General features: G+C 38.6%; 13 protein-coding genes and 2 pseudogenes. 4 read left to right on the plus strand and 11 right to left on the minus strand.

Annotated elements, in window-relative coordinates; translation table 11 throughout:
- Window positions 1-169: 169 nt before the first annotated feature.
- Genes araA through BW986_RS19605 form a run of 3 tightly spaced genes read right to left on the minus strand, consistent with a single transcriptional unit; the run spans window position 170 to window position 3,975 of the window.
- Window positions 170-1,594: an L-arabinose isomerase gene (gene araA, locus BW986_RS19595; protein ID WP_076369846.1), complete on the minus strand. Its 1,425-nt coding sequence runs from the start codon at window positions 1,592-1,594 to the stop codon at window positions 170-172.
- A gap of 52 nt (window positions 1,595-1,646) precedes the next feature.
- Entirely contained in the window at window positions 1,647-2,342 is a 696-nt protein-coding gene (locus BW986_RS19600) for an L-ribulose-5-phosphate 4-epimerase (RefSeq protein ID WP_076369848.1), read from the minus strand.
- A 22-nt stretch (window positions 2,343-2,364) separates the two neighbouring features.
- On the minus strand, window positions 2,365-3,975 hold the full coding sequence (locus BW986_RS19605) for a xylulokinase (RefSeq protein WP_076369850.1): 1,611 nt from the start codon (window positions 3,973-3,975) through the stop codon (window positions 2,365-2,367).
- A gap of 329 nt (window positions 3,976-4,304) precedes the next feature.
- On the opposite strand from BW986_RS19605, the gene BW986_RS19610 reads away from it, so the two are divergent.
- Window positions 4,305-5,396, plus strand: a complete 1,092-nt coding sequence (locus BW986_RS19610; RefSeq protein ID WP_076369852.1) for a GntR family transcriptional regulator — start codon at window positions 4,305-4,307, stop codon at window positions 5,394-5,396.
- A gap of 59 nt (window positions 5,397-5,455) precedes the next feature.
- On the opposite strand, the pseudogene BW986_RS31280 reads toward BW986_RS19610, so the two are convergent.
- The 4 genes and pseudogenes from BW986_RS31280 to BW986_RS19625 all read right to left on the minus strand — a co-directional run.
- Window positions 5,456-5,626: pseudogene (locus BW986_RS31280) on the minus strand (IS110 family RNA-guided transposase); the annotation flags it as partial.
- Between the two features lie 697 nt (window positions 5,627-6,323).
- Window positions 6,324-7,940: an FMN-binding glutamate synthase family protein gene (locus tag BW986_RS19615; protein ID WP_076369854.1), complete on the minus strand. Its 1,617-nt coding sequence runs from the start codon at window positions 7,938-7,940 to the stop codon at window positions 6,324-6,326.
- A gap of 49 nt (window positions 7,941-7,989) precedes the next feature.
- Window positions 7,990-8,607: an NAD(P)H-binding protein gene (locus tag BW986_RS19620; protein WP_076369856.1), complete on the minus strand. Its 618-nt coding sequence runs from the start codon at window positions 8,605-8,607 to the stop codon at window positions 7,990-7,992.
- 522 nt (window positions 8,608-9,129) lie between these two features.
- Window positions 9,130-9,312 carry a YolD-like family protein gene (locus tag BW986_RS19625; RefSeq protein ID WP_076369858.1) on the minus strand — a complete coding sequence of 61 codons (183 nt, stop codon included), beginning with the start codon at window positions 9,310-9,312 and terminating at the stop codon, window positions 9,130-9,132.
- Window positions 9,313-9,497: 185 nt separating this feature from the next.
- On the opposite strand from BW986_RS19625, the pseudogene BW986_RS31115 reads away from it, so the two are divergent.
- Window positions 9,498-9,619, plus strand: a pseudogene (locus BW986_RS31115) (TetR-like C-terminal domain-containing protein); the annotation flags it as partial.
- A 393-nt stretch (window positions 9,620-10,012) separates the two neighbouring features.
- On the opposite strand, the gene BW986_RS19635 reads toward BW986_RS31115, so the two are convergent.
- The 4 genes from BW986_RS19635 to BW986_RS19650 all read right to left on the minus strand — a co-directional run bounded on the left by BW986_RS19635 (window position 10,013) and on the right by BW986_RS19650 (window position 14,443).
- Window positions 10,013-10,759: an SDR family NAD(P)-dependent oxidoreductase gene (locus BW986_RS19635; RefSeq protein WP_076369860.1), complete on the minus strand. Its 747-nt coding sequence runs from the start codon at window positions 10,757-10,759 to the stop codon at window positions 10,013-10,015.
- A gap of 239 nt (window positions 10,760-10,998) precedes the next feature.
- Window positions 10,999-11,961: an alpha/beta hydrolase gene (locus tag BW986_RS19640; RefSeq protein ID WP_076369862.1), complete on the minus strand. Its 963-nt coding sequence runs from the start codon at window positions 11,959-11,961 to the stop codon at window positions 10,999-11,001.
- A 103-nt stretch (window positions 11,962-12,064) separates the two neighbouring features.
- On the minus strand, window positions 12,065-12,799 hold the full coding sequence (locus BW986_RS19645) for an SDR family NAD(P)-dependent oxidoreductase (RefSeq protein ID WP_076369864.1): 735 nt from the start codon (window positions 12,797-12,799) through the stop codon (window positions 12,065-12,067).
- A complete protein-coding gene (locus BW986_RS19650) occupies window positions 12,800-14,443 on the minus strand; it encodes a flavin-containing monooxygenase (RefSeq protein ID WP_076369866.1) in 1,644 nt (547 codons plus the stop codon).
- 145 nt (window positions 14,444-14,588) lie between these two features.
- Here BW986_RS19650 and BW986_RS19655 point away from each other — a divergent pair, with 145 nt between their 5' ends.
- Both BW986_RS19655 and BW986_RS19660 read left to right on the plus strand, forming a co-directional pair.
- Entirely contained in the window at window positions 14,589-15,284 is a 696-nt protein-coding gene (locus BW986_RS19655) for a response regulator transcription factor (protein ID WP_076369868.1), read from the plus strand.
- Between the two features lie 116 nt (window positions 15,285-15,400).
- Window positions 15,401-15,742 (plus strand): IclR family transcriptional regulator, encoded by a 342-nt coding sequence (locus BW986_RS19660; RefSeq protein WP_260320909.1) that lies wholly within the window; start codon window positions 15,401-15,403, stop codon window positions 15,740-15,742.
- Window positions 15,743-16,014: the final 272 nt, after the last annotated feature.

Below are 16,014 nucleotides of genomic sequence, written 5' to 3' on the forward strand. Positions count from 1 at the left end.
AATTCTTGGTAGTTATTGCGCTATTAAAACGCTTTCATCTTTTTCCTGAAAACCATGAACACGCTTACAAATAAAGGGATCATACTAATGGTTACTATTTTCATTCTTCAACTTCTGGAGTACCTATTTTTCCCTCCAAGGAAGCAGAGCCTCCTTGGAGGGGGAGACATTACTTAATAACTACGTATTCCAAGCCAACAAGCTTTGCATACGTTGTAATTTGGTCTGTTGTTAAATTCAATGAAACAACTGTATGGTGACCGCCACCATTCTCCAGCCAAGCTTTCACTCCATCTTGGAAGTTTGGCTTCACTTCCCAAAGTACACGGGCCACTGGAAGGTTTGGTGCTGGAATGGTTGGCTCAAATGCAGAAACTTCATTAATCAAAAGTTTATAGTTTGTACCAAAGTCAGCCATGGAAACAACGACGCCGTCTCCTGCTTTGCCGTCGAATACTAAACGTGCTGGATCTTCACGATCACCTATACCTAATGGAGATACGACAATTTTTGGTTTGTTACTTGCTAATGATGGGTCGACTTCAAGCATATGTGATTGAAGGATTGATTCCTGTCCAGCAGCTAATTCATATGTGTAATCTTCCATAAAGCCAGTTGATTGGTTATGGCTCATCACTTTCAGTAAGCGATCAAGTGCTGCCGTCTTCCAATCTCCTTCACCCGCAAAGCCATATCCTTGTGCCATCAAACGTTGGACGGCAAGACCAGGAAGTTGTTTCATTCCATGTAAATCTTCAAAGTTCGTTGTGAAGGCCGTATAACCACCATCATCAAGGAAACGTTTAATCGCAATTTCATAGCTTACCTGTACCTTTACGCTTTTCTCCCACTCTTCCCTACTGTAGGTACCATAATCAAATTCATAAAGGTCTTCGTATTCAGCAAATAAAGCATCCATTTCTTCATCAGTAACCGCATTCACATATTGAACAAGGTCTCCGATTCCAAAATAGTCAACTGTCCACCCAAATTGGATTTGCGCTTCAACCTTATCCCCTTCGGTTACTCCAACGTTACGCATGTTGTCTCCAAAGCGAGCGACCTTAATGTTGAAGCTTTCGTTATAAGCAACCGCTACGTCCATCCATTGTGCAATTTGCTGTCGCACTTCAGGGCGCTCCCAATAACCAACAACAACTTTATTTTGTTTTTTCAAACGGGCATTGATAAAACCATATTCACGGTCACCATGAGCGGATTGGTTTAGGTTCATAAAGTCCATATCAATCGTTGCCCAAGGAATACTTTCATTGAATTGTGTAGCTAAATGAAGCAATGGTTTTTGTAATAACTTTGTTCCACGAATCCACATTTTTGCAGGTGAGAAAGTATGCATCCAAGTGATGACACCGGCAACTTCATTACGATAGTTGACTTCTTTCATGATGCTTGTGATTTTATCTGCACTAACAGCTAAATCTTGCAATACTAGTGGATAAGGTAAAAAACCGCTTTCATTTAATGCATCGGTTATCGTTTGTGCATGCGCCTTGACCTCTGCTAACGCTTCTTCCCCATATAGATGTTGTGATCCTACGACGAACCAAAATTCCTTTTTATCTGTTGTTAACATAATAAACCTCTTTTCTTAATTCTAATAGTTTGATAATTTGATAGAGTTTATCTTAATTTTGACCGTAATAAGCATATTTTCCATGTTTTCGTAAATAGTGTTTATCCAAAATATTTTGTGGTAATTCTTTTGCAAAATGATTTAATTCCCGTGTAAATAAATTCATTTTCGAAACTTCATCCAACACCACACTATTCATTACGGCGGATTTTGCATCCTTGCCCCAAGTAAACGGACCATGACCATGAAGTAAGACGCCAGGAACGGCTAAAATATCTAACCCACGCTCTTCAAATGTTTCGATGATTAACTTCCCAGTCTCCACTTCGTACCCACGATCAATCTCCTCTTTTGTTAGGTAGCGGGCACATGGGACGGATCCGTAAAATGTGTCTGCATGAGTGGTCCCCATCGCTGGAACATCAAGGCCTGCTTGAGCCCAGATTGTCGCCCAAGTTGAATGAGTATGCACAATGCCGCCGATTTCTTGGTAATACTTATAAAGTACTGCGTGCGTCGCTGTATCTGAAGAAGGCCTCAACTCTCCTTCAACAACATTGCCATCTAAATCAACAACAACCATATCACTGGCTTTCATCGTTTCGTAATCAACACCACTAGGTTTGATAACAAATAAACCACTTTCTCGATCAATGGCACTTGCATTACCCCATGTATATTTCACGAGTCCATATTTAGGCAAGTCCAAATTTGCTTGAAATACCTCTTCCTTCAGTTGTTCTAACACGTCAATCCCTCCAGCTTTCCACTCATAACATCAAGTTGTCTACAGCGGCCTGCTCAATCACTAAACCCTTCCTGTATCTTTCAATAAATGCTTCAAATCCTTTAACATCTACTTGATCAGGATAAATTTCTTGCCCATCAACCTCTTCGAATACTTTTTTGTCGAGGAAGTCTTCTAAACTTTCATTTTGATCTTTATTCATCATGTAAGATGCAAGAATCGCCATTCCCCACGCGCCGCCTTCTCCTGCTGTTGACATAACTGATACTGGAGTATTCATTGCAGCGGCAACAATTTTTTGTCCAACAAGAGGGGTTTTAAATAAACCACCGTGAGCCAAAATACGATCAATTGCAACATTTTCTTCCTTTGTCAAAATACCCATTCCGATTTTTAAAGCACCGAAAGCAGTAAAAAGGTGAGTCCGCATGAAGTTTGCTAAATTGAAATGACTCTCAGGCGAGCGAACAAATAATGGTCGCCCTTTTTCTAAACCTGTGATATTTTCGCCTGAGAAATAACCATAGCTAAGCAAACCGCCACCATCTGGATCCGCTTCCAAGGCCTTATTCAACATTACTTCAAATAATTTATTTGTATCAATATTTTGTCCCATTGCCTCAGAAAACTCACGGAACAATCCCAGCCAAGCATTGAGATCACTTGAACAGTTATTCGCGTGAACCATCCCAACTGGACTTCCGTTTGGTGTAGTTACCAAATCAATTTCTGGATATACTTTTGAAAGTTCTTTCTCTAGTACAATCATGGCAAAAACGGAAGTTCCTACTGAGACATTTCCGGTACGTTTCCTCACACTATTCGTTGCAACCATTCCAGTTCCCGCATCGCCTTCTGGTGGGCAAATTGGGGTGCCAGGTTGTAAATTTCTTGATCTATCCAGGATTTTCGCTCCAATTTCGGTTAATTCACCCGCTTGCTCGCCTGAAATGTATACTTTAGGAAGAATCTCTTTTAGCACCCAAGGATAACCTTTCTTCGCAATTAAATCGTCAAACTGCTTGACCATCGATTCATTGTAATCTTGCGTTGATTCATCAATTGGGAACATGCCTGAAGCATCTCCAATGCCAATTGCTTTATTACCAGTCAATAACCAGTGAATGTATCCAGCCAAAGTGGTAATACAATCAATGCGAGGCAAATGTTTTTCTTCATTTAATATTGCTTGATAAAGGTGAGCAATACTCCATCGTTCAGGGATATTAAATTGAAATTGATTAGTTAATTCTTTTGCTGCAACACCAGTTGTTGAGTTACGCCAAGTTCGAAACGGAACAAGTAGCTCCCCTGTACTGTCAAAAGCCATATACCCATGCATCATTGCAGAAAATCCAATAGAACCTATTTTTCGAATTGTAATTCCATAATTTCGTTCAACTTCTTGCTTCAATTCACTATAAGCTGTTTGCAGACCAGTGATTATATCCACTAAGTTGTACGTCCAAATTCCATCTTCCAAGAGGTTTTCCCACTCATAACTTCCAGATGCGATTGTTTCATAACGATTATCAATCAACACCGCTTTAATACGCGTGGATCCAAATTCGATTCCAAGTGAAGTTTCTCCCTCGTTTATCGCTTGTTTAATTTTTAATATATTCGTTTGCACGTTAATCCCCCTTCTGACAGCGCTTTCAACGAAAGGAGGCGCTTAAATTTATTTACAACCATATTATATTTTTTTGTACGTACATTTGTCAACAACAAATATTATTTATACTTACAACTTTCGAGAAAAATCCTCCATCCTCACCTTAAAATTAGTAATAAATAATTTTAATGACATAAAACCTAAATGGTAAATAGGGCGAATTTAATTTATGCAAAAAACATAGGTGATTTGTTTTAATTGATTCAAAATTATGTTAAAATATGTCCGCACAAATATTTTATACAACTAAATTAGAATGTAAACAACTATGAAAGAAGTGAGGTTTAATGAAACCAAAGTATCAGGTAATCATTGATGATTTAAAAAATAAAATCCTTTCAGGTGAATATAGTGTAGGGGAACAAATTCCCACTGAAACCGCCATGCAAGAAATGTACAACGTTAGCCGGCACACTGTACGAAAGTCCATTTTAGAATTATCAAACGAGGGATTCTTAAGAAGTGAAAAAGGATCTGGCACATATGTTAGTAACCAATATCAATCAAAATCTGGTGGCAATTCCAAAAATAAAACGATCGGTGTAATCACGACCTACATTTCTGATTACATTTTCCCTTCTATTATCCGCGGAATTGAAAGAAGATTAAATGAAGATAATTATTCGTTACTATTAGCCAGTACGAATAATGATGTCGAACAAGAAAAAAAAGCCTTGGAAATGATGTTGTCATTTGGCGTGGATGGTTTAATTATTGAACCTACAAAAAGCAATCTATACAATCCCAACATCGCTTACTACCTATTGTTTAAGGAACAAGAGGTTCCATTCACCATGATTAACGCTTATTATGAAGAATTAGAGGTTCCTTTCTTTTGCCTAGATGATGTGCAGTCAAGCTACCTCGCAACAAAAGAATTGATTTCGAAAGGACACTCCCAAATTGGTCTCATTTCGAAAATGGATGATTTACAAGGAAAGTATCGAATGAAGGGATATATAAAAGCACTTGGAGAAGCCAAATTACGCTTTCAACCAGAGCAATTGCTTTCGTATACTACAGAAACGAAGCTAGACCTATACACGAACTTGAAAGGGTTTCTAAATGAAAATAGAGACGTGTTGACTGCCATTGTTTGCTATAACGACGAGGTAGGGTTGGAAGTAGCAAATGTATGCAGACAACTTGATATTTCTATTCCCGAACAATTATCAATTATTGGTCAAGACAATTCTTATATTGCGAAAAATGCTAATATCAAACTAACGACATTGACACACCCACAAGAACAAATGGGACATGATGCAGCTGATTGGGTCATTAAGAAATTACAAGGCAAGAAGGATTTACCAAACGAAACCTATTATCAACCAGTGTTAATTGAAGGCGAAACTGTCAAAGAGTTAGAAATACAATAATCTTAGTGTGTGATGCCTGTAGGCTCCATTCCCACAATGGCTGCCTCCATCCATTTTTATAAACCAGCAAATCCATCTTCTTTATTTTCAAATGCAAGTGGGTCTACGACTACACCCCCACTGAAATTCACTGCTCTAGCCACATGTTGGGTAATCCCCCCCAACAATTATGTGTTTATCGGAAATGCTCTCGATTAGTTGATTTGTTTATCTTGCCTTTTAAACTTCATATTAGGGTTCCTTCTAGGGTTTTGAGTTAGAGTGGTGTCTTACTCATATCTTACTGAGGAGCCCTATTTTTTAAAAAGCTGAAGAATGACGAACTGAAGGAATGCTAACCTGACCCGTTTTGTTCCATAAGAAAAAAGGCTGCCTCAGCAACCTCCCTTTTTGAAGTAAGACCCATTAGTTCAGTAATGGGTCTTGGAAGTACTTTTAATAAAACATTATATCTAAGGAAATTGAAACAAATATCATAATTGAAGAGAAGCCGCTCCCTCTTCATTCAATACAATATTGCACGCAACTTTAAGCGCTTCTACAGGAAAAAGCTCTGGAGCTGGAGGTCCCCCTGCAAATGAAATGACTTCTGGTCTTTCTGTTACTTTTACTATCTCACGGTTCTCAGAAGATGAAACTAGACGAGCTCATTTTCCATTTGTAAACAATCCTTCCTTGAAACTTCGATATTTTACCTTTCACAATCTATTTTATTTGAATACTCAGACACCCATCCGTTAAGCTAACCACTACTACTGCCTTCATGATTCGAGAGATATAGATTGCACCAATGACGAACGCACTTAAATAGCCTTTGCTGCATTGAGCAAAGGCTTACCTTTTTGACGGGATTCTTCTATTTAATAAAAATAAACAGCCCGCCAAGCAATTTCGTTTTTCTTCAACCTTTTTTAAAAAAACAACTCTCTATTTCTCCACTTTTTCCTTACTTCTTAACTTCTCCACTTTTTCAGGAGTGGGGGTGATGTCCCGGACAGGCGAAACTCTTCCCCATTCATCCTTGTGAACGATGTGTTTTCGTTCAAATTTGGTCGGAGTATCTATACCTGCAGCAGCTGCAAGGTTAAACAGCCCCTCGCGGAGGGAAATCACGTAATTGGCGACTCGGTATTGTTTTTCCTCAATAACCAGCCCTTCCTGCAACTTTGAATCAGTCGTGGCTACGCCGGCGGGGCAGTGGTTTGTATGGCAGATTTCAGCCATGATGCAGCCAACGCTAATCATAAAACCGCGGGCTATATTGACCAAATCTGCCCCCATCGCTAAAGCGACCGCCACTTTATCTGGAGAAGTCAGCTTGCCGGATGCAATCAGCTTGACCCTATTACGTACATCATATTTTTTTAACATCTCATCTACAAGTGGCAAAGCTGACATAATTGGGAGTCCGACCGCATCAGCAAGCTCCTGATAGGTTGCCCCAGTTCCGCCTTCTCCGCCATCCACGGTGATAAAATCCGGCCCTTTACTTGTATCCCTCATGGTTTTCGTCATTTCCTCAAGTGCATCAAGATCCCCCACAACAATTTTGATACCGATGGGCTTTCCGCCTACCTCCCTCATTCTTTCCACAAATTCGAACAATTCATTAAAATTCTTGAATTCATAGAAACGGTTAGGGCTGTTGATCGTTTGACCAGGCTCTACCAGGCGGATTTGGGCAATTTCTTCTGTCACCTTTTGTCCTTCAATATGCCCACCTCTGATTTTGGCACCTTGTGCCAGCTTAATTTCAAATGCCTTTACCTGCTCGATTTCACTTTTCTTCTTGAATTCTTCCCAGGAGAACTCCCCACCTGGTGTCCTTACTCCAAACAGTCCCGGACCTATCTGCATTATGATGTCGGGATTTCCGGAGAGATGGTATTTGGAAAGACCGCCTTCACCGGTATTCATCCATGTTCCTCCTGCAAGTCCTAATCCTTTCGACAGCGCAGTGATGGCATTCTCACCGAGTGCACCGTAGCTCATAGCAGACTGTCCTATGAGCCCCTTTAATTTAAAGGGATTCTGGCATGTATCCCCTCCGATTATGACAGCATCCTCGTCTCGTAAATAGTACGGTTCTATTTGTCTATCTTCCCGATTCTCCTTTCGGGTCAATAGTCCTTCTTCAACTACTTCATATACCTTTGTATTGATTTTTTGGCTATTATCTATTCTCAATTCTTCCCGGAGTTTGGGAAACATGCTATTGCGAATATAGTATCCAGCTTCATTGAAGTCACGTTCCGATCCAAATCCGATTAGACGCTCCTTATATTTACCAGCTTTTACAACATCCTCGAATTCCTTTCTTGAGAAAGGGGTGCCTTCATTATTATTTTCAAATAAATACTGTCTAAGTTCAGGTCCTATTTGCTCTGTCATATATCTAATTCTACCGATTAGGGGGAAATTCCTCAGGATTGAGTGTTGTTTTTGTGTATCATCCTTACGGTAAAAGTACGCTGCGGCAGCAGCAGTCCCTAAAACGGCAGATCCTTTTAAAACTGTAGGAAGGTATTTTTTCAACTTGGACATTTTATCACCCTTTGTTTCTTATATTTTTGTTTCGAGTTATCCGAGCTGTTTATAATCTTTGGAGTGCTTCATGAATCAGAATTTCTCCAGAAGTTACATTAATCGTTTTATTAAATACTGCTTTAGTATCCAGCGCTTCGACCAATACGGAAGCAATATCCTCTTTTGGGATCTCTTCTTTTTCATGTTCAATTGATAGTCCAGCTTCTACCTTACCTATTCCCGGCTTATCCACAGGCATGCTTGTCCGTATAACCGTATATGTGAACTTTTCCTGTCTTAATAGCTCCTCTGAGTTGAAACGGATTGCACTAGCATCTCCCATTTCATTTGATCGCATGGCGCTCATGAGAACAAAGCGCTTCACCCCATGTTTTTTAGCAGCCTTAACTGAGTCTATTACTGACTGATGGTCAACCAGTATTGGTTTGCCCTCCCCAGTCCGAGGGCTGGCGCTACTCAAGTAGATTACTGCTTCACAGCCCGAAAAAGCACTGGAAAAATCCCTTTTTTCCAAAGAAACCACATCTCGTGCTCCAAGTTTAACCATTTCCTCTACTTTATTTTCAGCTCCCACCAGTGCTACCGGATTATGGTGCCTGTCTGCCAGCTGTTTTACAACGTGCTCTCCGGTCATATCCTCTGTTCCTATTACAAGTACTCTCATTTTAATACCTCCCTGCTAGCTTCATACTATCTATTTACCACTTTAAAGTTTAATAAAACAATTTAGCTTCTTCTGCCGTCTCGTTTATTTTAACGATTCTTTGATAGTGAATTATTAGTGAAATTCTCATTTCATCTGTGGAAGCAATTATACTTTTTTTACTTATATTCAACGTACGTACTCTTAGAATTAATAGTCTGACATCCATTATTACAGAAGTTGCACGAACTAGATTAGTGATTGGAATTAAACATCTCGCCAAGATATTATTTCGTAAACCATAGTGAAGAAGCATGGAAAAATATAAGAGATTGTCTTTTCAAGTAAGGATACTGCCATCTACATTTATCCATCCGGAAATGAGGAGCCCTATTTTTTCAAAACTGAAAAATTACTAACTTCAGGAAAGCTAAATGACCCTTTAGCTTTCCATATATGAAAAAAGAACCTCTAGTAATGGACTAGAGGTTCGGGATTAATAAATATATTGGAACTTTAATTAGTTAAATGAAAGTAATTAAGTTAATATATTTCCATAATACGAGATAAACGAATAGAGAAAATCTTTTGATTTTCATCCTTTAAGGAAAGGGTTTGTTCATGAAGGTTAAGTTTATGCAATTGACCCTTACATGTTTTTAATACTCCTTCTTTATAATAAATGATGGTCGTAATGCCCTTTTTTTTCAACGATTTCAAGATCATCTGATTATCTCCTTTCTGGCTATTCAATAATTTATAAAAAATTGTTTGATAATTGGTGCAATACTATGGAATCAGTTAAGATACGTATATTATATAATGAAAATCGTAAGCGTTTTCATTATTGTTGTGAACAATTTGTGAAAGTTTGAACATCAGCATATTTTGGGAAGATCAGAATAGGCTAGGAAATGGTAATTGTTCAATTTGCCGCAAAAATGCTTACGTAGGGGTAGTGGAGTTGTGGTTAAAGAATGAAATGCCTTATCCACCTCGTATCATGCAGAAAAAGTTAGAGAGAATTGTATAGTTACCTTCTATGAAAAACCTTCTTAAATTAGTGAAGAAGAAAAGGATAATTTCTTTGGAAGAGCTTTTACTAGGATAGCTATCTCTTACTATTTATTAAAATGTACATTGTGAATCATTGTACAGTTGAACAATCCAAGCATAACCCCGTTCTAAATTTAGGACGGGGTTAAAAATATAGTTGTTTAATTTTTGATGTAAGATACTTCACTACACTTAAAAATATAAAGTCGTTTAAAAAATCTAAGTTTTATGACTTTTTATGATTTAGGTCTTGATAATTGAAAAATGGTGCAATTTTTCAAAACTACAATATTTCCATTTGTGAAAATAAATAAACTATGTGTCTTAACATGTGATTTTCCTGAAATGGTACGTAACCACTCATTAGAGATTAAAGAGCCGTCCAGCCGCCGTCAATAACTAATTCAGATCCTGTCATAAAGCGAGATTCATCAGAGGCTAGGAAAAGTGCACCATAGGCAATATCTTCTGGTTCACCGAAGTATGGAAGTTGTGTATATGTTTTATAGTAAGGGAGCGCCTCTTTCATCGTTGGTTCTGTCATCGGTGTGACAACGATTCCTGGGTGTAAAGAATTGACGCGAATTTTATCTTTTCCATATTCAACAGCGGCTGATTTTGATAAGACACGAAGTGCGCCTTTTGCTGCTGTATATGGGCTTGTACCAGCCATACCGACAAGGCCGCCGATTGAAGAAATATTGATGATTGAACCGCCGCCTGCCTTTTTCATTTTAGGGATAACATATTTCATTCCGATTACGCAGCCATTTAAGTCAATATCCAAAATTTTATTCCATTCATCCATTTCCATGTTTGCAATTGTTTTTGGTGATGAAACGCCTGCATTATTAACAAGGACATCGACTTTTCCATATAATTTTACTGCTTCCTCAATGACAGATTTCCATTCCTCTTCAGATGTAACATTATGTTTAATCGCGACAGCCTCGCCTCCATTTTCTTTAATTTCCTTTACGACTTGATTCAAGGGTTCTATTCGGACATCTGTAGCAATCACTTTTGCTCCTTCTTTTGCAAATAGTTTTCCTTCGGAAGCACCCATTCCCATAGCAGCTCCAGTAATGATCGCCACTTTTCCGCTTAAACGGCCCATATATAAACACCCTTTCATTATTTAAAATTAAATAAAAAGACTTTACTATTACCAATCCTTAGTTTTACGGAAAATACCACAAGAGTATATTGTCAGAACATATTCGATTCGGTAGACCTTGTCCCATTCAAGTAATTGAAAATCCCTCCTGAGATATATAAGATTCAGGAGGGATTTCTTAAAAAACCTTTTCGGGGGGATATGCAAAAATACCCAACTTGAAGCTTCATAGAGAACAATTAACCTTTTTTTACAAGAGAATGACGATTAAGTACATATTTAACCGCACCAATATATTCGGTCAGTGCCCTTTGACTTACTGCAGCGGTTGGCACAACACCTTCAAATCCGTGATAACAACCCGGATAAAGATGGAATTCAACATCAACACCAGCCCGACAAAGGCGGGTTACGTAATCCAGTGTTTCATCACGAAATGGATCTAATTGTCCTACACATGTATAGGTGTAAGGCAGACCTGATAAATCAGTTGCTCGCGCTGGGGCTGCATACTCGGATACATGATCTGTACCATTTTCACCATTTAAGTACATAGTCCAACCTTTTTGATTCAAATCATGATTCCACACCATATTACCTGTTATTTCTATACTTGATGGTGAATTATTACGATCATCTATCATTGGATATAATGGCATTTGGAAACATATTTCGGGACCTTTTCGATCTCTTGCAAGTAAAGTAAGTCCTGCAGTTAATCCGCCCCCAGCACTTGCCCCCGCTGCTCCAATCCTAGAAGCATCAACCCCTAATTCAGATGCATGTTCAGAAAACCATTTCAGTACAGCATAACAATCTTCTAATCCTGCTGGGTAAGGATGTTCTGGAGCAAGACGATAATCTACGGAAACTACAACACAATTCGCTTCTGTCACAAAGCGTTGGCACAAAACATCATCCCCTTCAGGAATACCAAGAACATAACCGCCCCCATGAATCCATAATAGACCAGGTAAAACACCATTTTTTTTCTTCGGTTCATATATTCGTATCCTAACGGCAGGATGATCCCGTGGACCCGGCACCATTCTGTTAGAAATGGAAACAGACTCATCAACGGCGATTTCAATAGATTGCGAGATAACCGCCATACCCTGTCTTGTTGCCTTAAGATTGTCCAAATCAAGCGGTGGAAATAATTCAAGTGCCTCTCTTAATTCAGGATCAATTCTATTTTTCATATATATCCAGCCCCCCTAAATCATTATTTCTTCTATTTGAGCTTATTCAGATAAATGCATGTATACGCTTACAATTCAATAAACTACTTACTTCTCAAAAAAATTATGCTGTTAATCCACCATCGATTGTAACAATAGAACCATTCATATAACCAGCTTCTTCTGATGCCAAAAAGCAAACAACATTAGCTATTTCCTCAGGTGAAGCAGGTCTTCTAAGTGGACCATTCTGCTCAGGGTTATTCATATCCATATGTTTCGTCATATTTGTTTCGACACCGCCTGGACAAATAGCATTTATCCTTATCCCTTTTGATCCATATTCTACTGCGGCCGTTTTCGTTAGACCTACTACACCATGCTTGGACGCGGAGTATCCGCCTAAATAAGCTGTGCTTTGGACGCCTGCTGTCGAAGCTGTATTAATGATCACCCCAGATTGTTGCCCCTCCATGACCTTTAATACATGTTTAAGTCCTAGAAAAGCACCTTTTAAATTCACTGCTATCACTCGATCAAACATTTCCTCGCTATAATCGGCTAATAGGGTGGGTTTACTAAGAATGCCAGCATTATTAAAAAACACATCTATTCTTCCATACATATTTTTTACAGTTGAAACATATTTTTCCACATCAGAGTATTTCGATACATCTGCTTGAATAAAAATCCCTTCACTTCCACTATCTTTTATGAGTCCAAGTGTTTCTTCTCCTCCTTTTTCATCTAAATCAACAACAACAACGCACATTCCCTTTTCTGCCAATTTCAAACTGACAGACCTGCCTATTCCACTTCCAGCTCCAGTAATTAACGCCACACCATTTTTTAAAGACATTTATATACTCCCTTTCTCCGATAAAACATCTTTAATAGACAAAGTAAATCCATTGTACCCCGAAGCGGCAACTTCATTACATTTGTGCTTATATGTGTCAAATCCCCCAAGATAAATGAGGAAACTCCGTGGTTTACCTGCAATATTTGCACCGGTGTACCAAGAATCAGTTTTCACATAAAGAGTCATTTCCGCAACCTCTCGGCAATGCTTGCTCCAAGCTTCTTCTGCCTCTACCGTTGTTTCGAAAATTTCCACATTATGTTCACGCAGGTAATCTAAACAATCGGTAATCCATTCAACATGCTGCTCAATCGCTGTTGGCATATTTACTAGTACGGACGGACTCTCAGGCCCCGTAATCATAAAGAAGTTAGGGAAACCCGCAGTTGCAAGACCGAGATAAGTTCTTACCATAGAACCTTCTTTCCATTTTTCCTTAAGTGACACTCCATCTTTGCCACGTATATCAATTTTAAATAATGGTCCTGTCAGCCCGTCATAACCGGTAGCAAAAATAAGGATGTCGAGTTCATACTCCATTTCCTTTGTTCGAAGCCCTTTTGGGGTAATCTCTACAATTGGCGCCTTCTTGACGTCAACTAACGTGACGTTTTCCCTATTAAAGGTTTCATAATAATCGGTGTCCAAGATTGGACGTTTCGTGCCAAAATAATAGTTTGGAAGCAGCTTTTCAGCGATTTCAGGGTTACGGACGATTTCTTTTATTTTCGACCGGATAAAATCTGCAGCGGTATGATTCGCCTCCTCATTAATAAAAAGATCATAATAAGCGGATGTTAAAGCATAACCCCCTTCTTCCCAAGCCTTTTCATATACCTGATGACGTTTTTCCGGTGGATCCGATAGAGCTGAGATGGTACGAATTTGGATTCCATTACCCGTTGGGGATTCGCGCATCTGTCTTTTAATCTCATTGAAGTTTGCTTTCGTTTGATTAATAAACTCTGAAGCATAAGGGTGGTTTCTGGCTGGCATTGTATATTGTGGGGTTCTCTGAAAAACAGTTAGGTGATCCGCTTCTTTTGCAATAACAGGGATTGCCTGTACACCACTTGAACCCGTGCCAATTACCCCAACCCGCTTTCCTTTAAAATCCACCTTTTCTTGAGGCCATTTGCCAGTATGATACCACTCTCCCTTAAAACTTTCTAAGCCATTAAATTTAGGTAGATTTGCAGCAGAAAGACATCCTGCGCCTGAAATGAAATACTTTGCAGTCACACTTGTACCATCATTCATTTGAACCTTCCATCTGTTACTTGTCTCATCGTAATGTACTGCAGAAATGCGTGTATTAAACTGAATGTCCCGACGCAAATCAAATTTATCTGCTACAAAATTAAGATAACGTAAGATTTCCGGCTGTTCTGGAAATCTAGAAGTCCAAGTCCACTCTTGGTAAAGTTCTTTAGAGAAAGAATAGTTATAATAAATACTTTCGATGTCACAACGTGCTCCAGGATAACGATTCCAATACCATACACCACCTACCCCGTCCCCTGCTTCATAGACACGTGTAGTGAAGCCCGCCTCTCGTAAACTATGGAGCATATATAAACCAGAAAAACCAGCTCCTAGAACGACTGCATCCAAGTAATTCACTTGATTTGTTGACATCATTTACCTACCTCCCCAATTTTCAATCAAAATGAAAATAACATCTTATTTGAAAAATTCACCTCCTTACACCAAGACTATACCTTTTTTAGATAATTGAATATTCCGTATTTTTAGAGTATAATATCCCTTAAAAAGGGGATGTTTTATGGTTTCTTACTCTACCATTCAAGAATCTATTCAAGGGCTTGGCTCCATTTCAAGTCACGAGGAGCAGCTTTTTAAAATATTAGAGATTTACATGGAACTCTTCCCTGTCCAAAATTCTTATTTGCTAAGATACTCTCCTCTAGGCCATCTTGCTGAAGGAGTAATTTTCCTCGATTCAACCGGGGGTGTACATATTGGTGAAATTCGTGATGATATTCGTTCTATTCCCATTATTTTTTCAGCTATTAGTGAAAAGAAAGCAAAATTTTGCAAAGGGCATGAATATCTTAAACAAATGGGCAGCAAATATACCATTACCTCCAACTTCAATTCCCTGTTAGTTGTTCCGATTTGCTTTGGTTCGTTTGTCTTCGGTTATATATGCAGCTCAGATTTTGTAGAAGGTACAATGATCGATGATCAACTGCTATCATCTTTTACCCTTTATGGGAAATTAGTTGGAAAAGTGACCGCTAATTGGAATAATGATGAGGGAATGCAATTCCTAAGTCGGAGAGAATTAGAAGTAATGAGAAGGATATCATATGGAGAAAGCACAAAAGAAATGTCTGATCATATGAAAATTAGCGAATTAACGATTAATCAATATGTAAAGACAGCGGTTAAAAAGCTCGGCGCAAATAATCGTTCACATGCTATTGGAGAATTATTTAGAAAAGGAATTATTTCATAGTGTTAAATTGAAAGCGTTTTAATTAATCTCTAAGAAGGGGTGAAATAGCAACAAAATCTGATATGCCAAAGCCATCAGCCTATCGATTCCTCACCTCTCTGGAGGTATGTGGTTTTTTGGTAAAGACAAAGAATACCGAACAAGATGTTCGCTACCGTTTGGGTCTAAAGCTGCTTGAATTAGGTAACATAGTCTCAGAACAATTAGATTTACGTACCATTGCTTTGCCCTGGATGAGAGAACTTTGTACTGACATTAATGAAGCTGTACATCTGGTTATACTCGATGGAGATGAAGCTGTATACATCGAAAAAGTAGAAAGCAGCCAAGCGGTACGGCTGCATACAAGGGTTGGGAAGCGTTCTGATTTATATATCGGTTCCCGTCCAAAATTGTTGCTTGCTTATTTGCCCGAGACAGATTGGGAAACTCTTCTGGAAAAAAATGACTTTTACTAAATTCACGCCGTATACAATTAAAAATAAAGAGATTCTGTATAAGGAAATTGAACAAATACGGTGAAATGGATATTCCATTAGTACAGAATATGTTAGAGGTTAATGAAGAAGAAAATTATTGAAGTTGCTAAAGTGAGGAATCCAAATGTGTTGGATGAAAATATAAGTGAATATTATATTGCTGATAGTGTCATTTACGATGATGAATCTTATTTTGTCGATAAAATGTATGATTTTGCATTCAATAAACCATCCTACTTAGCAAAAATAAA

The sequence above is a fragment of the Peribacillus simplex genome (assembly GCF_900156045.1).
GTDB classification, from domain to species: domain Bacteria; phylum Bacillota; class Bacilli; order Bacillales; family DSM-1321; genus Peribacillus; species Peribacillus simplex_D.

What these genes read in the sequence shown, in the direction of transcription:
- araA (WP_076369846.1), bottom strand. Translation starts at nt 1,594, where the DNA reads ATGTTAACAACAGATAAAAAGGAATTTTGGTTCGTCGTAGGATCACAA.
- BW986_RS19610 (WP_076369852.1), top strand. Translation starts at nt 4,305, where the DNA reads ATGAAACCAAAGTATCAGGTAATCATTGATGATTTAAAAAATAAAATC.
- BW986_RS19615 (WP_076369854.1), bottom strand. Translation starts at nt 7,940, where the DNA reads ATGTCCAAGTTGAAAAAATACCTTCCTACAGTTTTAAAAGGATCTGCC.
- BW986_RS19620 (WP_076369856.1), bottom strand. Translation starts at nt 8,607, where the DNA reads ATGAGAGTACTTGTAATAGGAACAGAGGATATGACCGGAGAGCACGTT.
- BW986_RS19625 (WP_076369858.1), bottom strand. Translation starts at nt 9,312, where the DNA reads ATGATCTTGAAATCGTTGAAAAAAAAGGGCATTACGACCATCATTTAT.
- BW986_RS19635 (WP_076369860.1), bottom strand. Translation starts at nt 10,759, where the DNA reads ATGGGCCGTTTAAGCGGAAAAGTGGCGATCATTACTGGAGCTGCTATG.
- BW986_RS19640 (WP_076369862.1), bottom strand. Translation starts at nt 11,961, where the DNA reads ATGAAAAATAGAATTGATCCTGAATTAAGAGAGGCACTTGAATTATTT.
- BW986_RS19645 (WP_076369864.1), bottom strand. Translation starts at nt 12,799, where the DNA reads ATGTCTTTAAAAAATGGTGTGGCGTTAATTACTGGAGCTGGAAGTGGA.
- BW986_RS19650 (WP_076369866.1), bottom strand. Translation starts at nt 14,443, where the DNA reads ATGATGTCAACAAATCAAGTGAATTACTTGGATGCAGTCGTTCTAGGA.
- BW986_RS19655 (WP_076369868.1), top strand. Translation starts at nt 14,589, where the DNA reads ATGGTTTCTTACTCTACCATTCAAGAATCTATTCAAGGGCTTGGCTCC.